21 protein-coding genes are annotated in these 23,567 nt (G+C 62.6%); 7 read left to right on the top strand and 14 right to left on the bottom strand.

Features of this window, described 5'->3' with window-relative positions; genetic code table 11:
- Positions 1 to 16: 16 nt before the first annotated feature.
- From BFP95_RS27575 to BFP95_RS27565, 3 genes are all read right to left on the bottom strand, one after another.
- A complete protein-coding gene (locus tag BFP95_RS27575) occupies positions 17 to 1,384 on the bottom strand; it encodes an MFS transporter (protein WP_065873423.1) in 1,368 nt (455 codons plus the stop codon).
- Between the two features lie 199 nt (positions 1,385 to 1,583).
- Positions 1,584 to 2,459, bottom strand: coding sequence for a Dyp-type peroxidase (locus BFP95_RS27570; RefSeq protein ID WP_065910992.1), 876 nt, complete (start codon positions 2,457 to 2,459; stop codon positions 1,584 to 1,586).
- A gap of 28 nt (positions 2,460 to 2,487) precedes the next feature.
- Complete coding sequence (locus tag BFP95_RS27565; protein WP_065873425.1) at positions 2,488 to 3,204, bottom strand: ArsR/SmtB family transcription factor; 717 nt, start codon at positions 3,202 to 3,204, stop codon at positions 2,488 to 2,490.
- Positions 3,205 to 3,332: 128 nt separating this feature from the next.
- On the opposite strand from BFP95_RS27565, the gene BFP95_RS27560 reads away from it, so the two are divergent.
- The 3 genes from BFP95_RS27560 to BFP95_RS27550 all read left to right on the top strand — a co-directional run bounded on the left by BFP95_RS27560 (position 3,333) and on the right by BFP95_RS27550 (position 7,299).
- Positions 3,333 to 4,397 (top strand): MFS transporter, encoded by a 1,065-nt coding sequence (locus BFP95_RS27560; protein ID WP_065910991.1) that lies wholly within the window; start codon positions 3,333 to 3,335, stop codon positions 4,395 to 4,397.
- A gap of 78 nt (positions 4,398 to 4,475) precedes the next feature.
- A complete protein-coding gene (locus BFP95_RS27555) occupies positions 4,476 to 6,092 on the top strand; it encodes an NADP-dependent glyceraldehyde-3-phosphate dehydrogenase (RefSeq protein ID WP_065881859.1) in 1,617 nt (538 codons plus the stop codon).
- 148 nt (positions 6,093 to 6,240) lie between these two features.
- The gene (locus BFP95_RS27550; RefSeq protein ID WP_065911060.1) at positions 6,241 to 7,299 is read left to right on the top strand and encodes an FUSC family protein; all 1,059 of its coding nucleotides are present in this window, start codon (positions 6,241 to 6,243) and stop codon (positions 7,297 to 7,299) included.
- 180 nt (positions 7,300 to 7,479) lie between these two features.
- On the opposite strand, the gene BFP95_RS27545 is transcribed toward BFP95_RS27550, so the two are convergent.
- Positions 7,480 to 8,238 (bottom strand): TetR/AcrR family transcriptional regulator, encoded by a 759-nt coding sequence (locus BFP95_RS27545; protein ID WP_065873428.1) that lies wholly within the window; start codon positions 8,236 to 8,238, stop codon positions 7,480 to 7,482.
- A 362-nt stretch (positions 8,239 to 8,600) separates the two neighbouring features.
- Here BFP95_RS27545 and BFP95_RS27540 point away from each other — a divergent pair, with 362 nt between their 5' ends.
- Genes BFP95_RS27540 through BFP95_RS27525 form a run of 4 tightly spaced genes read left to right on the top strand, consistent with a single transcriptional unit; the run spans position 8,601 to position 13,227 of the window.
- Positions 8,601 to 9,305: an ABC transporter ATP-binding protein gene (locus BFP95_RS27540; RefSeq protein ID WP_065881857.1), complete on the top strand. Its 705-nt coding sequence runs from the start codon at positions 8,601 to 8,603 to the stop codon at positions 9,303 to 9,305.
- Complete coding sequence (locus tag BFP95_RS27535; RefSeq protein ID WP_065873430.1) at positions 9,302 to 10,519, top strand: ABC transporter permease; 1,218 nt, start codon at positions 9,302 to 9,304, stop codon at positions 10,517 to 10,519. The genes BFP95_RS27540 and BFP95_RS27535 overlap by 4 nt, the downstream gene beginning before the upstream one ends.
- Positions 10,512 to 11,990 carry a TolC family protein gene (locus tag BFP95_RS27530; protein ID WP_065910990.1) on the top strand — a complete coding sequence of 493 codons (1,479 nt, stop codon included), beginning with the start codon at positions 10,512 to 10,514 and terminating at the stop codon, positions 11,988 to 11,990. The genes BFP95_RS27535 and BFP95_RS27530 overlap by 8 nt, the downstream gene beginning before the upstream one ends.
- Complete coding sequence (locus BFP95_RS27525) at positions 11,980 to 13,227, top strand: efflux RND transporter periplasmic adaptor subunit (RefSeq protein WP_065910989.1); 1,248 nt, start codon at positions 11,980 to 11,982, stop codon at positions 13,225 to 13,227. Before BFP95_RS27530 ends, BFP95_RS27525 begins: the two co-directional genes overlap by 11 nt.
- A 12-nt stretch (positions 13,228 to 13,239) precedes the next feature.
- Here the strand turns inward: BFP95_RS27525 and BFP95_RS27520 are convergent, their stop codons facing one another.
- The 10 genes from BFP95_RS27520 to BFP95_RS27475 all read right to left on the bottom strand — a co-directional run bounded on the left by BFP95_RS27520 (position 13,240) and on the right by BFP95_RS27475 (position 23,482).
- Entirely contained in the window at positions 13,240 to 14,634 is a 1,395-nt protein-coding gene (locus BFP95_RS27520; RefSeq protein WP_065910988.1) for an FAD/NAD(P)-binding protein, read from the bottom strand.
- A gap of 12 nt (positions 14,635 to 14,646) precedes the next feature.
- Positions 14,647 to 15,414: an ABC transporter ATP-binding protein gene (locus BFP95_RS27515; RefSeq protein WP_065910987.1), complete on the bottom strand. Its 768-nt coding sequence runs from the start codon at positions 15,412 to 15,414 to the stop codon at positions 14,647 to 14,649.
- Positions 15,415 to 15,417: 3 nt separating this feature from the next.
- On the bottom strand, positions 15,418 to 16,758 hold the full coding sequence (locus BFP95_RS27510) for an ABC transporter substrate-binding protein (protein WP_065910986.1): 1,341 nt from the start codon (positions 16,756 to 16,758) through the stop codon (positions 15,418 to 15,420).
- Between the two features lie 21 nt (positions 16,759 to 16,779).
- The gene (locus BFP95_RS27505) at positions 16,780 to 17,829 is read right to left on the bottom strand and encodes a branched-chain amino acid ABC transporter permease (RefSeq protein ID WP_065881845.1); all 1,050 of its coding nucleotides are present in this window, start codon (positions 17,827 to 17,829) and stop codon (positions 16,780 to 16,782) included.
- Between the two features lie 4 nt (positions 17,830 to 17,833).
- Positions 17,834 to 18,715 (bottom strand): branched-chain amino acid ABC transporter permease, encoded by an 882-nt coding sequence (locus tag BFP95_RS27500; RefSeq protein WP_065910985.1) that lies wholly within the window; start codon positions 18,713 to 18,715, stop codon positions 17,834 to 17,836.
- Entirely contained in the window at positions 18,715 to 19,485 is a 771-nt protein-coding gene (locus tag BFP95_RS27495; protein ID WP_065910984.1) for an ABC transporter ATP-binding protein, read from the bottom strand. Before BFP95_RS27495 ends, BFP95_RS27500 begins: the two co-directional genes overlap by 1 nt.
- Positions 19,482 to 20,384: an AMP-binding protein gene (locus BFP95_RS27490; protein ID WP_065910983.1), complete on the bottom strand. Its 903-nt coding sequence runs from the start codon at positions 20,382 to 20,384 to the stop codon at positions 19,482 to 19,484. The genes BFP95_RS27495 and BFP95_RS27490 overlap by 4 nt, the downstream gene beginning before the upstream one ends.
- A gap of 132 nt (positions 20,385 to 20,516) precedes the next feature.
- Entirely contained in the window at positions 20,517 to 21,947 is a 1,431-nt protein-coding gene (locus BFP95_RS27485) for an LLM class flavin-dependent oxidoreductase (RefSeq protein WP_065873439.1), read from the bottom strand.
- Positions 21,947 to 22,273: an acyl-CoA dehydrogenase gene (locus tag BFP95_RS27480; RefSeq protein WP_065873440.1), complete on the bottom strand. Its 327-nt coding sequence runs from the start codon at positions 22,271 to 22,273 to the stop codon at positions 21,947 to 21,949. Before BFP95_RS27480 ends, BFP95_RS27485 begins: the two co-directional genes overlap by 1 nt.
- 12 nt (positions 22,274 to 22,285) lie before the next feature.
- Positions 22,286 to 23,482 (bottom strand): SfnB family sulfur acquisition oxidoreductase, encoded by a 1,197-nt coding sequence (locus BFP95_RS27475; RefSeq protein ID WP_065910982.1) that lies wholly within the window; start codon positions 23,480 to 23,482, stop codon positions 22,286 to 22,288.
- Positions 23,483 to 23,567: the final 85 nt, after the last annotated feature.

The following is a 23,567-nucleotide window of genomic DNA, read 5'->3' as shown; positions in this document are numbered from 1 at the left end:
CTTCCGCAACCGTGATTTACAACGGCTTTTTCCCGTAGGGCAACAAACGCAAGCCACTGGCCACGGCGCCCACCAGTGCGAACCCGCAACCCAACCACAGCGCATAATGCGGGCCGTTGCCCAGCGACAGGTGGAAACACAAGGCCACCAACGACGCGCCCAGCGTCTGCCCCAGCAATCGCGAAATCGCCACGATGCCGCTGGCTCCACCACTGCGAGCCAGCGGTGCGCTGGTCATCAACGCCTTGAGGTTAGGTGACTGGAAGAAGCCAAAACCGGCTCCACACAGCGCCATGCGCCAGCCGATATCAAACGCCGAGGCGCCGCTGCCCAATGTTGCCAGCGCGGCCATTCCCACGCTGAGCATCAATAGGCCGATGCCGCACAGCGCGCCCAGGGATACACGGTCCGCCAGGCGCCCCGCTACCAGCGCCATCACCGCCACCACAGCCGGCCACGGCGTCATTAGAAAGCCGGTTTCGACCTGGCTATGGCCAAGCGCCGCTTGCAACAGAAACGGCAACGACACAAACGCCAGGCCCTGGGCGCTGAAGGCGCAAATAGCGGTAAGGGAAGACAAAGCAAACACCGGGCGCTTGAACAGATCCAGCGCCAGCATCGGCGCCGGGTGCCCGGCTTGGCGCCGCAGCAGCAAGGCGCCGCACGCCAGCGCCACGGCGACCAGGCCTAGGGTCAGAGTGCCTTGTGCACCGTGCACTGCCGTGCCCAGCCCCAAGACCAGCAAGGCAAACAACCCGGCACACAACACGGCGGCGACTCGATCAAAGGCGTGCCCAGTCATCGGCAAGGTCGGCAACGAGCGCAAGCCCAGCGCCAGTGCGAGCAAGCCCAAGGGTACGTTGATCAGATACAACCAGTGCCAGGTCGCCACAGACAGTATCGCCGACGCCGCCGTCGGCCCAAGCGTAAACGCCAGCCCCACCACCAACGAGTTATAGCCCAACCCCCGTCCAAGCATTTTTGAAGGATAGATATGCCGCAACAACGCCGTATTCACGCTCATGATCGCCGCCGCCCCCAGCCCCTGCACCACCCGCGCGGCGGTCAGGGTGACGAGCGAACCGGCGAGGCCGCAAAACAGCGACGACACGATAAAGACGAGCAACCCGCCGAGGTAAACGCGGCGATGTCCCAGTACGTCACTGAGCGAAGCAAACGGCAGCACCGTCGCGATGATCGCCAACTGGTAGGCATTGACCACCCAGATCACCGACGCAGAGTCAGTGCCAATCCCCTCGGCCAAGGTCGGCAACGCGGTGTTGACGATGGCCGTGTCCAGCGTCGCCATGCCGATCCCCAAGGAGATCGCAATGACGGCCGGCAGGCGTTTATTGAGGGGCAACCCATCGGCAACAGAAGACATGAACGGTCCGGGCAGGTGACAAAGGCGTTTAGATTAAGGGCGGCGGCGAATTTTTTCAGTGGCTGATTGCGTGGCTGTCCGTATCTTCATGTTCACCGATGCTCCGTTTTAGCCATGCCCCACAATAATTCACTGCCAAGCCAGGTGGCCAGGTATTCACCCGCCGAGCCGGTAGGTAGCTGCCCCCCCTCGCACATTTTCAGTGGCTTGCAGTGACGAACAGTGCACTCAGGTCCAGACGCCCCTCCTTGATCGGCGGGCACCAGTAGTAGCCGCCGGTCAGCGGCGTGCTGATGCGATACAACCCGTCGACAATCCCATCTTCCAGGCCGCTCATGCGGCGCAGTTGCGCTTCAAACGCATCAAAGGAATGACCAAACGCAAGAAACATCAACCCGGCCTGGCCATTCTCGGCCCATGGCATGGAACGGCGTACCACGAAGGCTTCCGGGGTAAAGCTTTCCTGGGCGGTGCGTTTGGTGTGGGCGGACTCGGGGGCGTCGTCGAGTTCTTCGTTGTCGCCGTGGCGACGGCCGATGATGTGGTCGCGCTCTTGCGCAGGCAAGGCGGCGAAGCCGTCGAGGTCGTGCTGCCACTGCTGGATCGCGGCAAAACTGGCGCCGCTGTCGGTCAGGGCCGCTTCAACCGCTGCGTCGTCATGGGGGTTTTCAGTGCCGTCTTCGTAGTCGGTCAGGTCGAAGCCGGTCTTGTAGCGGAAACCTTCGGTCGCCTGCACCAGGCGAAACGCCGGGGCCAGCGCCTTTTCAAACGCGCGGCTGCGCAACAGCAGTTCACCACGATCCACGCCATGCAACCACACCCACAGTGCTTGCTGGGTCGACGGGTTATGCGCGCCCGGCCCACTGACGGTGGGGAATGTGCGCAAGCCTTCAATCCCTGCGCCCAGAGCGCTTACCAGCGGCTCGCCAAAACCGACCACTGCCGCCGAATCGGCCAACTGCACCAACGCGTCCAGCGCTGCGGGAACGGCAGCCAGGGAATCCATGGCAAAAAACAGATGGCGTGCCTGCAACGGCACCGGTGCGGCAAGAATGCCCGGCTGGTACTGACTCATGTGAACTCCTTCAAGAAAGCCGCCAAGTTTACCCGGCCAGCGCGGGCTTGTGCTCAAGGTTTTCCAGGTCACGCGGGGCCAGCCCCAGTTGCGCCTTGAACTGCGCCCACCCTTTGGGCGTGACCAGCACCGCACGGGAGTTTTTGGAACGGCGCAACCAACCGGCTTCGCACAAGGCGCTCAGCAGTTGCACGCCCAGCGGGCCGGCCACGTGATGAGTGCGCTCGGTCCAGTCCAGGCATTGGCGGGCGGGCTTCACGGTAGGAGAGTCGATGCCCAGGGTGCGCAACCATATTTCGCCTGCAGGCAGCACCTCGAAGTGTTTATCGTCGATGGCGCGCAGGTAGCCGTTTTTCTCCAACGCCTGGGTCACGGCGACGCCCAATTGCCCGGCCAGATGGTTGTAGCAGCAACGCGCAAAACGCAGCCCTTGGGCTTCGCGGCTCTGGGGTTTGAGCACTATCGCCGACATCGGGGCAATTGCGCTGAGGTATTCAATGGCCTGTGCCACATGCGCACCGGCCAAGCGGTAATAACGATGCCGGCCCTGGGTTTCGCAGGCGAGCAACCCACCGGCGACCAGCTTGGCCAGGTGGGTACTGGCCGTCTGCGGGGTGATGCTGGCGGCAAAGGCCAGTTCGCCGGCCGGCAGCGCACGCCCGTCGAATAACGCCAGCAGGATCGCGGCGCGGGCAGGCTCGGCAATCAGGGCGGCAACTTCAGTGAAGGTGGACGGGTTTGACATGGCAGCTCTCCATCAGGACCGGCGCAGTATAGGCGCGCCGACCGCGTGCATGCTTCGGCCGCTGTCGAAGCATCCACGTCAACCGTTCGGCTAGATTCGCCGCCTGCCCCTTTCAAGGATGACCCGCGATGCAACAACGACAGGCAGTGGCCGCAACCAGCCTCAGCTACGTACTGGTGATCCTCGACACGTCCATCGTCAACGTCGCGCTGGAGCCCATCGCCCTCGCCTTGCACAGCAACAATACAGGGCTACAGTGGGTGGTCAGCGCCTACACATTGAGCTTTGGTTGCCTGCTGCTCGGCGGCGGTGCACTGGCGGACCGGTTTGGCGCGCGCCGTCTCTATCTGCATGGATTGCTGCTGTTTACCCTGGCGTCGTTGCTGTGTGGTTTGGCCGGGAATGGCATGACACTGGTTGCCGCTCGGGTACTGCAAGGCATGGGTGCAGCGATGCTGGTGCCGGCGTCACTGGCGTTGATCAACCAGGCGTATCTCGACGACCCGGTCGGGCGCGCGAAAGCAATCGGCATTTGGGCCGGTTGTGGCGGTATCGCCATGGCTGCCGGGCCTCTGGTAGGCGGCGTGCTGATCGAGACCCTGGGCTGGCGCAGCATTTTCCTCGCCAACCTGCCACTGGGCCTGATCGCCATCGGCTTGAGCGCGCGCCTTGCCGCCAGTGCACCACAGCCTCGAGCGTCGGTGTGGCGCGCGGTGCAACTGTTTGGCAACCGCGTGTTCAGCGCCTGCGTGGCAGTGTCCCTGGTGTCGGCGCTGCTGTTGTATGGCCTGATGTTTTTACTCAGCCTGTATTTCCAGCGGACGTTGGGTTTCTCACCGCTGAGGACCGGCGCCGCCTTCCTGCCACTGACGGTCATGGTCAGCCTTGGCAGCCTGATGGCCGGCGAACTGGTTCGCGCCTTTGGCAGCCGCTGGCTGATCGGTGGCGCCTTGTTTTCATACACCGTGGGTTTCGCCCTGCTGCTGATCAGCGTCTCAACACCCGATTACGCGTTGATCGTCGTGCCCATGCCGCTGATCGGCCTCGCCGCGGGGCTGATCACCCCCGCCGCCACTGCCGCGCTGATGAATGGGGTGCAAAAGGAACAGGCTGGGGTGGCCGCCGGCATCCTCAACACCGCCCGGCAAATCGGCGCGGCGCTGGGCGTAGCGCTGGCCGGCGGGCTGCTCTGACGCGCCTGGCCCTTGCCACGCAGCCCTTGGATGGGTGACTCTCTAGTCATGTTTTGCAACTATTACAGGGGTAGCGACATGACCACCAGCAACCTGCTCGCCCAGCTGTTTCCCGCCTCCGCCGCCGACATTCCCGAAGAATTCCGCCTGGCAGCGCCCATCGAACAGCGCGATTACCTGGTCGACGGCCAGTTGCAAGTATGGAACGGCCCGTTAGCCAAGGTGCAAAGCCCGGTGCAACTGGGCGACGAGCGTGTGCATATCGGCAGCACGCCGCTGCTGGATGCCGACACCGCACTGACCGCCCTCGACGCCGCCGTGCGCGCCTATGACCGGGGCCAGGGCGAATGGCCGACGATGCGTGTGGCCGACCGCATCCAGCATGTCGAAGCGTTCTTGCGACGCATGCGTGAACAACGCGACGCGGTGGTGAAGTTGCTGATGTGGGAAATCGGCAAGAACCTCAAGGACTCGCAGAAAGAATTCGACCGTACCTGCGACTACATCACCGACACCATTAATGCCCTCAAGGAACTCGACCGTCGCTCCAGCCGTTTCGAGCTGGAACAGGACACCCTCGGCCAAATCCGCCGCGTCCCGCTGGGCGTGGCCTTGTGCATGGGCCCTTATAACTACCCACTGAACGAAACGTTCACCACGCTGATCCCGGCGCTGATCATGGGCAACACCGTGGTGTTCAAGCCAGCCAAGCTCGGCGTGCTGCTGATCCGCCCATTGCTGGAGGCGTTTCGCGACAGCTTCCCAGCCGGGGTGATCAACGTGATCTACGGCAGTGGCCGCGAAACCGTCAGCGCGCTGATGGCCAGCGGGAGGATCGATATCTTCGCGTTTATCGGCACCAACAAGGCCGCCAGTGACTTGAAGAAACTGCACCCCAAGCCGCACCGCCTGCGTGCGGCGCTGGGCCTGGATGCGAAGAATCCCGGCATCGTGCTGCCTGAGGTAGACCTGGACAATGCCGTCAGTGAAGCCGTCACCGGCTCGTTGTCGTTCAATGGCCAGCGCTGCACCGCGTTGAAAATCCTGTTCGTGCATGAAGATGTCGTCGGCAGCTTTATCGACAAATTCAATAAGAGGCTGGCCACGCTCAAACCCGGCATGCCGTGGGAAAACGGTGTGACGCTGACGCCATTGCCCGAAGTGGGCAAGGTGGATTACCTCAACAGCCTGGTGGCCGATGCCGCGCAACACGGTGCCAAGGTGGTGAATGAGCATGGCGGTGAGAGTCGCGGGTCGTTCTTCTACCCGGCCGTGCTGTACCCGGTGAACCCGCAGATGCGCGTGTACCACGAGGAACAGTTCGGCCCAGTGGTGCCGATCGTGCCTTACCGTGATGTAGAGAAGGTGATCGACTACGTGCTGGACTCGGATTTCGGTCAACAACTGAGCATCTTCGGTACGAATGCCGTGGAAGTCGGGCGCCTGGTGGATACCTTCGCTAACCAGGTCGGCCGTATCAACATCAACGCCCAGTGCCAGCGCGGGCCGGACACTTTCCCTTTCAACGGGCGCAAGAACTCGGCCGAGGGCACGCTGTCGGTACATGACGCATTGCGCGTGTTCTCGATCCGCACCTTGGTGGCGACCAAATTCCAGGAGAGCAACAAGGCGCTGGTCAGCGATATTTTGCGTAACCGTGATTCGAGTTTCTTGACCACTGATTACATTTTTTAAGCGTGCCACCGCTCACAATGTGGGAGCTGGCTTGCCTGCGATAGCATCGACCGGGTGTACCTGAAACACCGAGGTGCCTGCATCGCAGGCAAGCCAGCTCCCACATGTGATCGAGTTTGCCCTGATCACCGAGGCCACTTTAATACCGATGAACCTGCCCCTCTTCGCCCGGCGCCTGTTGCGCCCACTGCTCGACCCCTACCGCCGCTATCGCCACGCCAAGCTGATCCACGCCGTGCGCGTGTCCATCGGCTTGCTGGCGACGATTATGCTGACCACTGGCCTCAACCTGCCCCACGGTGAATGGGCCTCGGTGACCATGCTGGTGGTGATCGGCGGCTTGCAGCACCACGGCAATATCGGCAAGAAAGCCGTGGAGCGTGCCTATGGCACCTTGATCGGCGCCAGTGTCGGCTTGTTGCTGGTGGTGCAGGAGGCGTACGTCGGCCAGCCGCTGTTGACCTACCTGCTGATGTCGGTGGTGTGCGGCTTCTTTTCCTACCACGCCATCGGCAAGGGCGGTTACACCGCGCTGCTCTCGGCGATCACTGTGTTTATCGTCGCGGGTCACGGCGACAACCCGCTGTCGGACGGGTTATGGCGCACCGTGGATATCCTGATCGGTATCGCCCTCGCCCTGGCCTTTTCCTTCGCCCTGCCGCTGTATGCCGTGTACTCCTGGCGCTACAACCTGGCCAGCGCGTTGCGCGATTGCGCCGAGATCTACAGCCGGATTATCAATGGCGAGTCGGTCACGGATGATCAGCACCTGAAGCTGCTCAATCGGCTGAATGCGGCGATGTTGCAGTTGCGCTCGTTAATGCCGTCGGTGTCCAAGGAGGTACGCATCTCCATGACTGAGCTGGACGCGATCCAGCGGCATTTACGGATGTGCATCAGCACCCTGGAAATTCTCGGCAATACCCGGCCCGACCCTCGCGATAAACCGGCGATGGCGCGGATGCAGGTGATGTTGAAGGCCGAGCATCGGCAAATTCGCGTGCAACTGGTGGGCATGGCACGGGCGTTGAAATCTGGAGTAACGGAGCGGTTGGAGCGGCCGAGCCACGCCAGCGTTGAGCCTGGGTTGGACGTGCCGGTCTATAGCGCGTTGGATGGCTACCGGCTGCTGACCTTGCAACTGGCGCAGAACATCGATGCGCTGCGCCAGCGGCTGGCCAAGAGTGCCGGGCGCTGGAAAATCTGAATTCGCCGGGAGGAAAAGAAATTCCCCATGCGATTACAGATTTCAAGGTTTTCACACTTTACCTTACAAAGTTTTCACGTTTTATTCACATCCCGGAACGTAGTGTGAAGCCTCATCCGTTACAAACGTTGCATATCAAGCCCGCCGCCCCAGCGGGCTTTTTTTTGCCTGGAATTTGAGCTAGCGCGCCGCCTTGTTCGCGGGCGCGACCGCCTGCTCACGAATGGCCCGCTGGGTATCCAGCACCTTGGCCAAGGCATGCTCCGCTTCCGGGCTTTGCTGTGGCACGCGGATCGCCGCCGACACCAGGGTGATCAACTTGGCCATCACCTCGGCATCCGTCGCCGGACGGCCCAGGCTCATGGAGTTCATCAGCAGGCGCAGCTCGGTCCCGGCCATCACGCCGGAAATCGCCTTGAGGGCAAATTGCAGGCGCACCCCGAGTTCATTGCGCGGCAGATCCGGCAAGGCCAGGGCGAAGGCTTCGAAGAAACGCTGGAACACCGGCTGGTAATGCACCTTGAGGTATTCCTGGATAAACGGCGACGTGTCGCTGTAGACCCGACCCAGGAACCGGATAAACGAACGCCCTTCCCCACTCGCGCTGGCTGGATCGCTGCGTTCCAGGCCCATGGCCGGGGCAAACAGCACGCCAAGCAAGGTGTCGCAATCGAGTGGGCCGTCGGACTCGGCTTCGCAGCGTGCCAACAGCTCCAGGCGCTGCTCGTTGAGCGGTTCCAGGCGCTGCATCAGCAGGGTTTTCATCAGGGAGTCCTTGTCCCCGAAGTGGTAGTTCACCGCCGCCAGGTTCACCTGGGCGCGCTCGGTAATCTGCCGCAACAAAACGGCGTCGTATCCATACTTGATGAAGAGAGCCTCTGTCGCATCCAGCAATCGAGTCTTGGTAATGTTTGGAGCGCTGACTTTCTTCGCGACCATAGAAGTTCCACGTGGGAAATATTGTTTTAAAAAATTATTTGATTTTTTTATACCGGGGACGTCGCTCGAAAGCAAGTAGTGACACACCGCCATATGTTCGAAAGCCTCGAACGACGGGCTCGCCATGGATGATTCATCAAAGTGTTGAGCCACCTTTCTCCACCGGGAGTAAGCATTTTCCCAAGGTAATACCGCTCTACATCGATGGCTGGCGAAGCGACGGGAAGCCGGTTAGTATTCAAACAATATTTTAAAAACAAGAAACAAAACCAGTCCATGGCGTGTACTCCTTCAGTCTCCCCAACTTGTTACAAAGCTTTACCGGAGCAGATGAGGGCGGCGCCCAGACTGAAGGCATATTCATGACAGCTACCCCCGCGCACCCAGGCTTGATCTCGCTGCAAGGCATCGGCAAAAGCTATCAGCTGGCCGGGCAACACCTGTCCATTCTCAATGATGTATGCCTGACCATCGCCAGCGGCGACAGCTGCGGCATCCTCGGCGCATCCGGCTCCGGCAAAAGTACCCTGCTCAATATCCTCGGCCTGCTGGACCTGCCCAACTGCGGTCAGTACCACTTTGCCGGCCACGATATCTTCAACGCCACCCCCGATCAGCTGGCGGCCATCCGCAACCAGCAGATCGGGTTCGTGTTCCAGAGTTTCAACCTGCTGCCGCGCCTCAGCGCCCTGGACAATGTCGCCCTGCCCTTGAGTTATCGCGGCCTATCGCGCCACGAGTCGGTGGAGCAAGCCCTGCGCATGCTCGAGCAAGTGGGCCTGGCCGACCGTGCCCACCATCGCCCCGCCGACCTTTCCGGCGGCCAGCGCCAACGGGTTGCGATTGCCCGGGCCCTGGTGGGCAAACCCTCGGTGATACTGGCCGACGAACCCACCGGCAACCTCGACAGCACCACCGCCCAGGACATCATGGACCTGCTGCTGGCCTTGAACCGCGAGCAACAGGTCACGCTGATCATCGTCACTCACGACCCGCACATCGCCGAGCGCCTGGACCGCAAGATCCTGGTGCGCAATGGCGTGGTGCAAGAGGCCGGCTGCCTATGACCCCGCAGGGAGAGAGCCGCCTGCGGGTCGAACAAAGCCTCAGCCAACTGCTGCATGAAGCGTTTGTCAGCCTGCGCACCCTGGGCAAGCGTTCGATCCTGGCCCTGCTGGGTATCGTGATCGGCAGCTCGTCGGTGGTGGCATTGATCAATATCGGCCATAACGCGGCGGTGGATGCCGCGATGATCTTCAAGGACATGGGCACCGACACCCTGATCGCCCAGTTCCCACCTAAAGGCGGCAGCAGTTCACCGATGCCCGCCCGCCTGGACCTGGACTCTGTGCGCCAAGCGGTGCCCGGCGTTGCGCACATCGGCGCCCTCTCGTTATTCAGCGGGCCCATCGTATTCCATGGCCGCACCGTCAACACCAACTTCGTCGGCAGTACACCGGGTATCAAGGACGCGATGCGCCTGGCACTGCAACAGGGGCGTTTCCTGTCGAGCTTTGATGCCAACGAAACCTACGGCGTGATCGGCGCGCAGGTGGCAGAGGCCCTGGGCGCGCCGGGTGACCCACTGCAACTGGGCGACCGTGTGCGCATCAACGATTACCTGTTCCTGATTGTGGGCATTTTGCAGGGCCAGCCGCGGGCGATGCTGATGCCGGTGCAGGCCAACGAATCACTGTTCATCCCCGCCGAAGGCATGCGCCGCATCTATGCAGCGCCGCAGATCGGCAACGTGATCATCCGCGCCACGCAGGGCCAGGACATGGAGCGCGTTGCCAAGGACGTAGCCGCCGCTCTCAAACCGCAACTTCCCGACCACGATGTGGACATCCAGGTGCCCCAGCAAATGATCGACGGCATGACCCGGCAAAGCCGTACCTTCGCCTACCTGCTGCTGGCCCTGGGTGCGATCTCCCTGGTGGGCGGTGGCGTGGGGGTAATGAATGTGATGCTGATGAACGTTTCGGAACGCCGCCGCGAGATCGGCATTCGCATGGCCCTCGGCGCGCGCCAGCGGGACATCCGCAACCTGTTCCTGCTCGAAGCCATCACGCTCACGGCGGTGGGGGCCTTGTGCGGTGCAGTGTTGGGCATGACCGCCGCGTGGCTGTATGCCTGGCTGTCGAGCTGGGAATTCGCCCTCGCCGTCGCGGCCTTGCCGCTGGGGGTGGGCAGCACGTTGCTGGTGGGGTTGTTCTTCGGCCTCTACCCGGCGGTCTCGGCCTCACGGTTGCAGCCGGTGGAGGCCCTGCGCGATGAGTAAATGGCTCTGGCTGCTCGCATTGGTCAGCCTGCCGGGCGTGGCCGCCGACGTGGTGATCAAACCGTCGGCGCCGAGCACCACGCGCAGCGGCTATGACCGCGGCGTCTCGTTGAATGCCCAGGCCACCACCATGACGTTGGGCGATGCGGTCTACCTGGGCCTGCGCAACAACCCGGCGATTCGCAGCGCCTACCTGCAACGGGTCGCGCAGAAGTTCGACCTGCGCGTCGCCGAAGATGTGTTCAACCCCAAGCTCACCCTCAACAGTTACTACCGTAATACCCGCGGCTCCGCCGACAACGCGCGCAATGCCAGCGTGGCGCCGGCCACCAGCCTGCTCGGCGAATACGGCACGCGCCTGAGCATGGCCTGGACCCAGCAACTGAACAACGCCGACCGCGCCGGCCGCTACCGCAGCGATGGCCTCGACCTGGCGATCATCCAGCCGCTGCTGCGTGGCGCCGGCTGGGACGCCACCACCGCACCGCTGCGCCTGTCGCGCCTGTCGGAACAGGCCAACCGCCTGAACCTCAAGGCCACCGTGGCGCAGACCATCAGCCAGATCATCGCGACCTACCGCGAGCTGCTGCGCGCGCAGGAGCAACTGAGCATCGTGCAGGACGCCCTCAAGCGCTCCGGCACCTTGCTGGAAGTCAACAAGGCGCTGATCAGTGCCGGGCGCATGGCCGAGTTTGAAATCGTGCAGACCGAAGCCGACATCGCCACCCAGCAACTCGGCGTGGAAGAGGCGCAGAATCAACTGGACACCAGCCGTCTCTCCCTACTGCGCCTGCTGGCCCTGGACCTGTCCACGCCGGTCCGCGCCACCGAAGCCCTGGAGGCCCGGCCGATGCAGATCGACAAGCGCCAGGCCTTCAACCTGGCGCAGACCCAGCAGCCTGAATACCTTGCCGCCTTGCTCGGCAGCCAGCAGGCTGACCTCAACCTGGTGATCGCCAAGGACTCCGGGCGCTGGCAGGTGGACTTGGTGGCCGGCGCGAATCAGGTGCGCGACGCCTACAATAACGATGCCGGCAGCAGCAACAATCGCACGTGGGACAGCTACGCCGGGGTGCAGGTGCAAATCCCCATCGGCGATATCAGCACGCGCCAGGCCGAAGTCCGCGCACGGGTAAACGTGGAGGACCAGGAGATCCGCATCACCGACGCGCGCCAGGAACTGGAGCGCAGCGTCAACGATGTGGTGCGGGACCTCGGCACCCGCTGGCGCCAATATGAAATCTCCCAGCGCGCCGTGGAATTGTCGCGGCGCAAGATCGAGATCGAGCGGGAAAAACTCAGCGCCGGGCGCTCCACCAACTTCCAGGTGCTGAGTTTCGAGACCGACCTGCGCAACGCCGAAAACGCGCAGCTCAATGCGCTGATCGCTTATTTGAACGCCCAGACCCAGCTCGACTTGACGCTGGGCATGACGCTGGAAAGTTGGGAAATCGCCCTCAATGACTACTAATCAAAAACGCCTGCTGGGCGCTGTATTGATCGTACTGCTGGGTGGCGCGGGCCTGGCCTTGCGCAGCCCTGCGTCCGCGCCGGCCAGCACCAATGAGCAGTGGCTGGCCGTCAAGCCCGACGCGCTGGTGCACCAGATCGGCTTGGTGGGCAAGATCGAGCCCGACACCACCATCACCCTTACCGCGCCTTTCGATGGCAATGTGCAAGCCAATCTGGTGGAGCAAGGCCAGCGGGTCGAGGCCGGCCAAGTGCTGTTGCGCATGGACCCGGCGACCCTGGAGGTGCAACTGCGCGACGCCCTCTCCGCCCAACTCAAGGCCCGGCGCACCGTGCAAGAGATGCAGGACTGGGACAACGGCCCCACCGTCAGTCGTGCACGCCGCAGCCTGCGCACCACCGAAATGACCGCCAGTAACACCCAGCGCAAACTCACCGAAAGTGAAAACCTATTCCAGCGCGGTATCATCCCGCGCAATGAGCTGGACGACCTCAGGCAACAGACCCAGCAGCAACAACTGGACCTCGCCTCCGCCCGCAGCGAATTGCAACAGGCGATCGACCAGGGCAAGGGCGAATACCGCCAGATCGCCGACATGGAACTGACCAACGCCACGGTGAAATACGACGCCCTGCACCAACTGCTCGAAGGCAAAGAGGTCAAGGCACCCTTCTCCGGCATCGTGGTGCCACCGCCGGGCAATAGCTCCTCCTCCCAAGGCGGCGGCAACAACAATGCCCCGGTGCAGGCCGGCAGTAAGGTCAGCCAGGGTCAGGTGTTGTTTGGCCTGGCAAATATCGAGCGGCTGAAAATCGTTGCCAAGGTGTCGGAGCTGGACATCAACCAGTTGCACCAGGGCCAGGCGGTGGAAGTGCTGGGGGATGGTTTTGAGGGTGAGCGGCTGACAGGGTCGGTAAGCGTGGTGAGTGGTTTGGCGATTGCCACCGACAGCCAGGGCAGTGCGCAATTCCCGGTGACCTTGTCGATTCCCAAGCTCACGCCGCAACAGTTGCAGCGTGTGCGGCTGGGGATGAGCGCGCGGCTGACCATCGTGACCTACAACAATGCGCAGGCGATTGTGATTCCGAGCCAGGCGATCCAGCCGGACATGACGGTTGAATACCGGGAGGCGATGGATAAGCCGGTGGAGCGAGTGAAGGTGACGACTGGGCAATCGACGGCGCAGGGGGTTGAGGTGTTTGGGCTTAGGCCTGGACTTGTGAAAGTCTCAAGATAAATGAAGATCCATTTAGATTTTTGTCAGCTTTGCGGCCAAGGCTTTAGCTTGAATCGCCACATCCGTTACCGCCGTACTTTCCCACCACATCCCCCGCAACGGCGGCCCCATGGCAAACAACCGCGAGCTGACCTGCCCCTGGGCATCCACCACAGCCCCCGAAGCATCCGCCGCAATCCCCAACGCCAATGGCCCTGGCTGAATCAACCCACGCTTGAGCAACTGTTGCGGCAACGGCCGGGCCACGCGGCGCCAGTCGTATTCGATGCCGCTGGAGTTGATCAACGCCGCCCCTGAAACCTGCGCGACCGCTTGCTCGCCGCGGTGACGCAAACGGATGGTCACCCCTTCAACCGAAGGTTCCAGGCCTCTGTAAGACGCCGCCCGAATCCGCAACCGCCCCTCTTCCTGCAACCGTGCCACCAGCTGCGCGCTCAACGGCGGCGAGCGGTGATGATGGCTTTCCCACCACGGCCTGACATGACGCACGAACTGACGTTTTTCACGCTCGCTGGCCTGGCTCCACAGGCGAGCGATATGCGCGCGCACCGTGTCCAGTGGCGCTTGCCAATCGATACCCTGCGCTTGCGCAATCCGGCATTGGCGACGCACCTCACGCAGCAATTGCAGAGGACTCCGCAGGCGGTGGTCCTCACCGAGAAAATCCACCCAGCTCGGCGGTTGTCGGCGCACGTGAGGTAGCAGGCCGTGACGCGAGAAAACTTCGATCGGCCCACAATGCCCGGCCTGTTCCAGGGACACCACGGCATCGACCATGGTCAGCCCGGAACCGATGATCAGCACCGGCGCTTGCGGGTCAATCAAGGTCATCGCCTGCACGTCCCAAGGGTCGACCGCCGCCGCGTTCAAGCCGCTGGACTCGGTCTGCGGTGTACGCGCCGCCGGGAACATGCCGGTGGCCAACACCGCAACGTCGCCGCGCAGTTGCTGCCCGTTATCAAGGGTGAGCAGCGTCGAGGCGTCATCAACTTGCAGGTCGACCCCTTCACCGCGCACATGCTCAACGCTGGAAGCGGACTGCGCCCTGGCTTCGGCCAAGCGTTGCTGGGCATACAGGCCAAAAATGCCGCGCGGCGGAAACAGCTCGCTGATCGGCACCGCCTGCTGGCCTGACTCGGGCCAACCGCCCGCGCCAATGTAGTCGGTGAGCCATTGGGTCAGGTCGTCGGCATTGTCCGGGTCGACGCTCATGCGCGCCGCGTTGCCGTTCAGGGTGTGGCCCAGCTCGACGGCGCTGTAGGCTTCGCCCCGGCCGAGTTCAGCGCGCGGCTCGATCACCAGAATCTGCCGCTTGCCCGGCAAGCGCAGCAGTTGCACGGCCAGCATCGTGCCGCTCAGGCCGCCGCCGATGATCAGCACATCAGCGTTGCGGATGGATTCAGTCATGCGAAGTCGCCCTTACTGTTTGCCCAGATAAATATCATGCAGGTCGCCCCGCGCCAGCAGTTCAGCGGCGCTGCCACTCAGGGCCACGCGCCCAGTATCCAGCACGTAGCCGTGGGACGCATAGTTCAGCGCAACGTTGATGTTCTGCTCGGCGATCAAAAAGCTCACCTGCTGCTCACGGTTGAGGTGCGCGATGATCTCGAAAATCTCCTGCACGATCATAGGCGCCAAACCCATGGACGGCTCGTCGAGCAGTACCAAAGTAGGACGCGTCATCAGCGCCCGGCCGATGGCGACCATCTGTTGCTCGCCGCCCGACGTCAGCCCGGCGCGGGTATTGCGCTTGGTCTTGAGCCTTGGAAACCAGGCGTAGATACGTTCCAGGTCGTGCGCCATGTCCTTGCGGCTCAGGCGCCGCACAAAGCCGCCGCTGCGCAGGTTGTCCTCCACGGTGAGCTGGCCGAACACGTGGCGACCTTCCAGCACATGCACCATGCCCTGGCGCACGCGTTGGCTGGGATCGACACCGGCCAGGTCGCCGCCGGCGTACGCGATAACGCCGCGGCTGACTTCAGCTCGCTCGGCGCGCACCAGCCCGGAAATAGCCTTGAGCGTGGTGCTCTTGCCCGCGCCGTTGGCACCGAGCAACGCGACGATGGCGCCTTTGGGCACGTCTAGCGACACGCCGGCCACCGCCAGGATCGCACCGTCGTAGATCACTTCGATATCGTTGACCGTCAGCAGCGACGGGCGCGCAGAGTCGGTGGCAGGCTGGCTCATGGTTTATTCATCCCCGGTGCAGGTACGCGGCGTCAGGCCTTTTTCTTTGGCGAACGCAGCGGATTTTTCATCGATCAACGGGCGCAGCAATGCGCGGTCGGCGGCGATCCAGTCACTGATCAGTGTCCAATTGGCGCCGTCCCACTGTTGCATCCGCGCCGAGCCGCCGCCTTCATGGTCGCGGCAGGACAGCTTGAGGTTCTGCATCAGGCCCAGGTAGCCCATGTCCTTCAAACGCGCATCGTCGATATTCAGGTGTTCCAGGCCCCAACGGCCTTCTTCGCCATTGAGCGGGCGCTTGCCAAACTTGGCCTGGCCGGTGCGGATCGCTTCCACCGCGACGGCGGCGTTCACCAGGCCGGAGTTGTAGTAGACGCTGCCGAAGTTTTTCAGGTCTTTGAGATCACTGTGGCCCTTGTCGAGGATGTATTGCTTGAGCCGTTTGTGGATCTCGAAGTCCGCACCCGCCGGGTACGGTGTGAGGGCCAGGTAGCCTTTGGCGGCAGCGCCTGCGGGCAAGACGTCTTCGCTGGAGCTGGCCCAGATATCGCCGATGATATGGTCCACCGGAAAGCCGAAGCGCGCAGCGGTCTTCACCGCCACCGGGGTGGACACGCCCCAGGTGCGCAGGAACACCCAGTCCGGGTTGGCCTGGCGCACCTGGCGCCATTGCGCCGATTGCTCGTTGCCAGGATCGGCCACCGGAATCTGGATATTTTCAAAGCCGTATTTGTCCGCCAGCAACTTCAGCGGGCCGAGGGTTTCGCGACCGTAGGCCGAATCGTGGTAGACCGTGGCAATCTTCTTGCCCTTGAGCTTGTCGAAACCACCCTCGCGCTCGGCGATGTAGTTCACCAGCGTCGATGCCTCGCTGTAGAAGGTCAGCATCACCGGGAAGTTGTACGGGAACACCGTGCCGTCGGTGGCTTCGGTGCGACCGTAGCCCAGGGTGATCAGCGGGATCTTGTCCACCTCGGCACGCTCGCTCAGCGCATAGGCTGCCGGTGCACCGTTAGGCTGGTACACCGCGACCGGCGCGCCATCCAGGCCATTCTTGAAGCGCTCGTAGCACTCGATGCCCTTCTCCGCCGTCCATTCGGTCTCGCATTCCTGCCACACCAGTTTCACGCCGTTGATACCGCCTTCGACCTCGTTGATGTAACGCAGGTAGTCAATCATCCCGGCCCACACCTGCACGCCGCTGGAGGCATAGGCGCCGACACGGTAGGTCGCCAGGGGAATGAATTGCTGGTCCGGCGAGGCCATTGCCTGGGGTACAGCGCCGGCCAGTGAGGCCAGCGCGAAAGCGGCGCCGATCAGGGAACGTTTCAAGGATGCACGCATAGGAGTTCTCTTCGAGGAATGTCAGAAACGCAGCGGCCACTGCCGCACACGGTCACGCAGGTTGTGCAACAGGCGAATCAAGCCGTCGGGTTCCTTGATCAGGAACACGATGATCAACACGCCAAAGATGATTTTCTGCAGGTTCTGCAACTGCCCTGCATCCACCGAACCGCCGAACAGCGCCTGCCCGGCATGGCTGAGAAAGATCGGCAGCAAACTGATGAAGGCCGCGCCGACGAAGTTGCCGGCGATGCTGCCCATGCCGCCGATAATGATGATGAACAGGATCTGGAATGAGCGGTTGATATCGAAACTGCTGGCGCTGGCCGTGCCCAGGTAGGCAAAGGCCCACAGCGCGCCGGCTATCCCTAAGTAGAACGAGCTGACCGCAAACGCCAGGCGCTTGTAGCGCACCACGGGAATGCCGACCACGGCGGCGGCGGTGTCCATGTCGCGGATCGCCATCCAGTTGCGCCCGACCTGGCTGCGCACCAGATTGGTCGCGGTCCACGTCAACAACAGCACCGTGACCAGGGTCAGCAGGTAGCGACCCAGCGGGGTGTTGAGGTCATGGCCGAACAGCGCCAGCTTCGGCGCAGAGATAGTCCCGGATGAGCCGTAGTTGTAGAACCAGGGGAATTTGACGAACAGCCACTCCAGGAAAAATTGCGCGGCCAGCGTGGTCACCATCAGGTAGAAGCCTTTGATCCGCGAGCTGGGCAAACCGAACAGCAGGCCAACCAAAGCGCTGATAACCCCACCGCCGAGCAAGGCCACCGGCAAACCAAGCTCCGGCAAGCGCAGCAGGAACCCGTAGGTGGCGAACGCGCCGACAGCCATGAAACCGGCAGCGCCCACCGAGGTTTGCCCGGTGTAGCCGGTGAGCAGGTTCAGGCCCAACCCGGCCAACGACAGCACCAGAAACGGGATCAGAATCGCATTGAGCCAATAATCATTGCCCCACAGCGGCACCACGATAAACGCCAGCGCCAACAGGCCAATCAGGCCCCAGGGGATACGCCGCTGGATCAGCAACAGCGGCGCGGTTTCTTGAGCAACGGGGATCGACATGGTTTCAGACTCGCTCGATGGCGCGCTCGCCAAACAGGCCGGCGGGACGGATATACAGGAAGGCCAGGGCCAATACGTAGGCGAACCACGGCGTGATGCCGCCGCCGATCAGCGGGCCGATGTAGACCTCGGCGAGGTTCTCCGCCGCGCCGACAATCAGCCCGCCGACAATCGCCCCGCCAATCGAGGTAAAACCGCCAATGATCAACACTGGCAGGGCCTTGAGCACCACCAGCGACAGCGAAAACTGCACACCCTGGCGCGCGCCCCACAGCAGCCCGGCGATCAACCCGACAATCCCGGCCACGGCCCAAACGATCTGCCAGATGCGGTTAAGGTTGATGCCGATGGACAGCGCCGCCGTGGTGTCATCCGCCACCGCACGCAGCGACACGCCGATGCGGGTTTTGTTGAACAGCAGCGCCAATACCGTCACCAGCACCACAGCGGCAGCGGCGGCGATCAGGTCGAACTGGCTGAGCATCAGCGGGCCAACGAACAGCGGCACGTCGTCGATGCCCAGGTCCAGCGCGCGCACTTGCGAGCCCATCAAGCCTTGGGCCAGGCCTTCGACGATGAACGACAAGCCCAGCGTCGCCATGAACAGCGTGATCTGCGAGCGGTTCACCAGCGGCCGCAGCACCAGGCGCTCAATCAGCAAGGCGCCGACGATCATCACGATCACCGTGAGCAGCAATGCCAGGGCAAACGGCACGCCCTGCTCATGCAGGCTGACAAAGGTCAGCGCCGCAAACAGCAGCATTGAGCCCTGGGCGAAATTGAACACGCCGCTGGCTTTGTAGATCAGCACGAAGCCGATAGCGACCAGCGAATACAGGGTGCCGGCGAGCAGGCCGCCGAGCAGGGTTTCAAGGAAGAACGTCATCAGTGCACCGCTCCCAGGTAAGCCGCGATCACTTCGGGATTGGCCTGCACTTCGGCGGGCGTGCCGTCGCCGACCTTGCGCCCGTAGTCGAGCACCACCACATGGTCGGACAGGCCCATGACCACGCCCATGTCGTGTTCGATCAACACCACGGTGGTGCCGAGGTCCCGGTTGACGTCGGCGACGAAGCGCGCCATTTCGTGTTTTTCCTCGGCGTTCATCCCGGCCATGGGTTCGTCGAGCAGCAACAGGCTGGGGCCGGCGATCAGCGCCCGACCCAGCTCCACGCGTTTTTGCAGGCCGTAAGACAGGTTGCCGACCAATACATCGCGATGGGCTTGCAGTTCGAGAAATTCGAGGATGCCTTGGGCACGCAGCCGGAACGCTTCGGCTTCTCGCCGCACGCGGGGCAGCCCTAAAGCCTGCTCGATAACGCTGCTGCGCATATGCCGCGACAGGCCGGTGAGGATGTTGTCGAGCACGCTCATCTTCTTGAACAGCGCGTTGTTCTGGAAGGTGCGGCCAATGCCCCGCCGCGCGGCACCCAACGGATCGATGCGGTGGAAGTGCTGGTCTTCAAAAACAATCTCGCCGGCATCGAAGCGATAAACGCCATTGAGCACGTTGAGCAACGAGCTTTTACCGGCACCGTTGGGCCCGATCAGCGCGCAGATCTCGCCGCGCACTACGTCGAACGACAACGCATTGATCGCCTTGACGCCCTTGAACGACAGCGAGATATCCCGCACCTGGAGGATGGCTTGGCTCATGCGATGTCCCGTTTGAATTCATCCAGCCACGTCGGCTCGGCTGTGGATTTGAGGGGTTGCCAGATATAGGCCAGGCGCTGGAAGCCGAGCAGTTTGCGCACACGGTTTTTCAGCAGGCGACGCAGGCCACTTTGCGGGTGGGCGATGGCCCAGTCGCACAAGCGCCGACGCCAGGTCCCGTGGGGCGCGAGGCGGCTTTCAATCTCGTCGGCCAGGTACTGCAAACGTATGGGCGACAACAGCAAGCCGGTGGGCGCAATTTCACTGCGATCACGCCGCGCCGAGGCCTGGCTTTCCGGGAAGGCCAGGCCGTGACCGGTGTTGAGCCATTGCTCCAGCACCACGACCAGGCCCCCCTGCCAATGGGTGCCCTCTTCGCTCCACAGCGCGGCCTCGTCGGTGGCTTGCCACCACCGCGTAAGGTGCTGGGCCGGTTCGACCGGACCGAGCAGTTGGGTGAAATCCACTGGGTTGGCGGACTGCCAATGCCGCAGGTGTTGGCGGCCCGGCGCATAAGAATGGGTGGGGTGGATGCGCCACAGGTCTTGCTGCAGCGCCTCGGGCTCCAGGTCATCGTCCAGGGTCAAGACCTGCCCGCCGATGGCCTGCGCCGCGAGCGCCAGCAGCAGCAGGTTCGGCTCGAAAGACCCGCTGAGCGCCAGCCGCGACTGCTCGCTGAAACCCCGCTGGCGCAGGCCGTCGGCCAGGCGCTCCACGTCACGTAATGCATCGATCCAGCGCCAGGCATACCACTGGCCCTGGCGTTTGTGGCGCAGGGCGGTGTGCAACGGTGTGATCTGCGCCCAGTGATGCAGTTGTTCGAGCGCCTTGGGCAGGTTGCCGAGCAGTTCGGCGGGCCATTCCAGGGTCAGCGGGCGTTTGAGTTCGTGCACGCTCATAGGCAGATGCTCCTATTGGGTGGTTAAGCGTGCGGTGGTCCGCTGGCTGAAATAGATCAAACAATGAAGATCAAAATGTGGGAGCGGGCTTGCTCGCGAATGCGGTAGGTCAGTCAACATCAATGCTGAATGTCAGTCCGCTTTCGCGAGCAAGTCGAGTCGTCGCACCGCCGCTCCCACATTCGTTTTGTGTACACCCGATAGATTGCGGTAGCCGGCGCCAGGGTGGTTCGCTCCGAGTCGTGGGCCGTCGCCGAACAGCTTCTCGCGCAACGTCCCTTGGGCATATTCGGTCTTATACACACCGCGCCTCTGCAACTCCGGCACCAGCAGGTCGACGGCGTCGATGAAGGTTTCGTGGGTCAGTGCATACGCCAGGTTGAAGCCGTCCACATCGGTTTCTTCGACCCATTCCTGCAGCAAGTCCGCCACGGTTTCCGGGCTGCCGACAAACAACGGGCCAAAGCCGCCGATGCCAACCCAATCAGCCAGTTCGTTCGGCGTCCAGACCTTGTCTGGGTCCGCCGTGGAAAATGCTTCCACCGCCGACTGAATCGCGTTGGTGTGCACATGCTTGAGCGGCTCATCCGGCTTGAACTGGCTGAAGTCGATACCGGTCCAGCCGGAGATCAGCGCCATCGCGCCCTCGTAGCTGACATAGGATTTGTAGTCGTCGAACTTGGCTTTTGCCTGTGCGTCCGTCTCGCCGACGATCACCGTCTGCAGGTTGAAGATCAGGATTTTCTTCGGATCACGCCCGGCTTCGGCGGCACGGCGACGGATATCGGCGACGGTCTTTTTCAGCAGCACTTTGGACGGCGCAGCCACAAATACACATTCCGCCTGTTCGGCGGCGAACTGCTTGCCACGGCTCGACGCACCCGCCTGGTACAGCACCGGCGTGCGCTGCGGCGAGGGTTCACACAGGTGAATGCCGGGCACCTGGAAGTGTTTGCCCACGTGGCGGATCTCGTGGATCTTGCTCGGGTCGCTGAATATCCGCCGCTCGCGGTCGCGCAGCACCGCGCCCTCCTCCCAACTGCCTTCCCAAAGCTTGTAGCAAACCTCGAGGTATTCCTCGGCATAGTCGTAGCGCGCGTCGTGTTCGGTCTGGGCTTTCTGGCCGAGGTTCTTGGCGCCGCTTTCCAGGTAAGAGGTGACGATGTTCCAGCCGATCCGGCCCTTGGTCAGGTGATCAAGTGTGGAGAGACGCCGGGCGAACGGATAAGGATGCTCGAACGACAACGAGGCGGTCAGGCCAAAACCCAAGTGTTCAGTGACCAGCGCCATCGGCGCGATCAGCGACAACGGGTCGTTGACCGGCACCTGGGTAGCCTGGCGAATCGCTGCGTCGCCATTGCCGTTGTACACGTCATAAATGCCCAACACGTCGGCGATAAACAGGCCGTCGAACTTGCCGCGCTCAAGGATTTTGGCGAGGTCGGTCCAGTATTCCAGGTCCTTGTACTGCCACGAGCGATCACGCGGATGCGCCCACAGGCCGGGGGATTGGTGGCCGACGCAGTTCATGTCGAAGGCATTCAAGCGGATTTCACGGGCCATCAAAGCACTCCGTTGAGGTGGTAGTTGCCAACGATTTGGTATTTGAGGCGCAACGGATCATCGAGTGTCGACGGCAGTGCGGTGCGATGGCCGGTGAGTTCAAACTCGGCGTTGCTGGCGGCAATCAGGGCTTCGGCAGCGGCGATCTGCGCTTCGGTGGCGGCAACCGGGCTCGGGTGAGTGTCGGCACGCTCCAGCAACGCGGCGGCGACATCGACGCGGATCTGCAAATCGCCGAAGCGGCTGATCACGTACGGGTCATCGCTTGTCTCGACGTGGTGGCGGGTAGTTTCAAGCAGTTGGCGCGCAAGATTCAGTACGGTCATAGGTCAGGCTCCTCAGTTCCAGGCGTGACGCGCAGGTTTCACGCCGTTGAGCACGAAGTTACCGATCAGGTGGTATTTCCAGCGGACCGGGTCATGCAGGGTGTGGGTGCGCGCGTTGCGCCAGAAGCGGTCAAGGTTGTGCTTGCCGGTGACCGAACGGGTTCCGGCCAGTTCGAAAAGCTTGCTGCTGGCGAGCAAGGCGGTTTCGGCCGACAGCACTTTGGCCTGGGCGACCACCAGCGAGGCGTGGGCCACGCTGTCTTCGCTGGGTTCGGCGAGTGCTTGGTCGACCGCCTTGCCGGCCTTGGCGAGAATCGCTTCGGTGCCGTGCACACGCCATTCGAGGTCGGCGATGGCGGCGATGGTGAACGGGTCTTGCCAGCCGTGATCCTGCTGGCTGTCGATCCACGGGCGCGCCTGGCGTGCGTAGATCTTGGCGTGTTCGAGAGCGCCCAGGGCGATACCGGTGTCGACGGCGGCCTGGATAATCTGCGAGATCGGGCCGTTGGCGGTGGGCGTGTCGAAGGCCTGGTGGGCGGGGATCACCGCACTGCGCGGCACGGTGACGCCGTCGAGGGTCACACCGCCGCTGGCCGTGGTGCGCTGGCCGAAACCGTCCCAACTGTCGATCACGCTAAGACCCGGCGCATCACGTTCGACGAAGGCGATGAAGGCTTGATCGTTTTCGTTGTTGCCAACGGTGGGCACGATGTGGGCGAACAATGCACCGGTGCAGTAGAACTTCTCGCCATTGATTTGCGCGGTGTCGCCATGGAAGCGAATCTGCGTGTCAAAGGTGCCGGCATTTTTGCTCTTCGCTTCGGAGAAGGCGTTGCCGAAACGGTAGCCGGCCAGGACTTTGCCGAAGTAATGACGCTTTTGTTCCTCGGTCGCGGTTTGCAGCAGGATGTCGACCACGCCCAGGTGGTTCTGTGGGATCTGGCCCAGTGAAGGGTCCGCGGCGGAAATCAGTTTGATCACCTCGGCCACGGTCACATAGGACACCTCGGCGCCGCCGTAGGCCTTGGGAATGGTGATGCCCCACAGGCCACTGGCTGAAAACGCGTCGAGCTCAGCGATGGGCAGGCGACGCTCGCGGTCGCGCTCGCTGGCGTCGACGGCAAACCGTGCGGCCAGGCGCGTGGCAACCTCGATGGCTTCCGCGTCCGAGCGGATGATATGGGCAGGGTGTTGAGGGTGGGCAGACATGGGCCGACTCCAGGCTCCGATGGGATGCTGGAGTGATTGCAGGAGTCGTGCCTGAATTTAATCGCCAATAAAATCAGCGACTTGC

Source organism: Pseudomonas sp. 58 R 12, assembly GCF_900005865.1.
GTDB classification, from domain to species: Bacteria; Pseudomonadota; Gammaproteobacteria; order Pseudomonadales; family Pseudomonadaceae; genus Aquipseudomonas; species Aquipseudomonas tritici.
The sequence above is the reverse complement of the archived record's forward strand: the minus strand, read 5'-3'. Positions and strand labels throughout refer to the sequence as shown.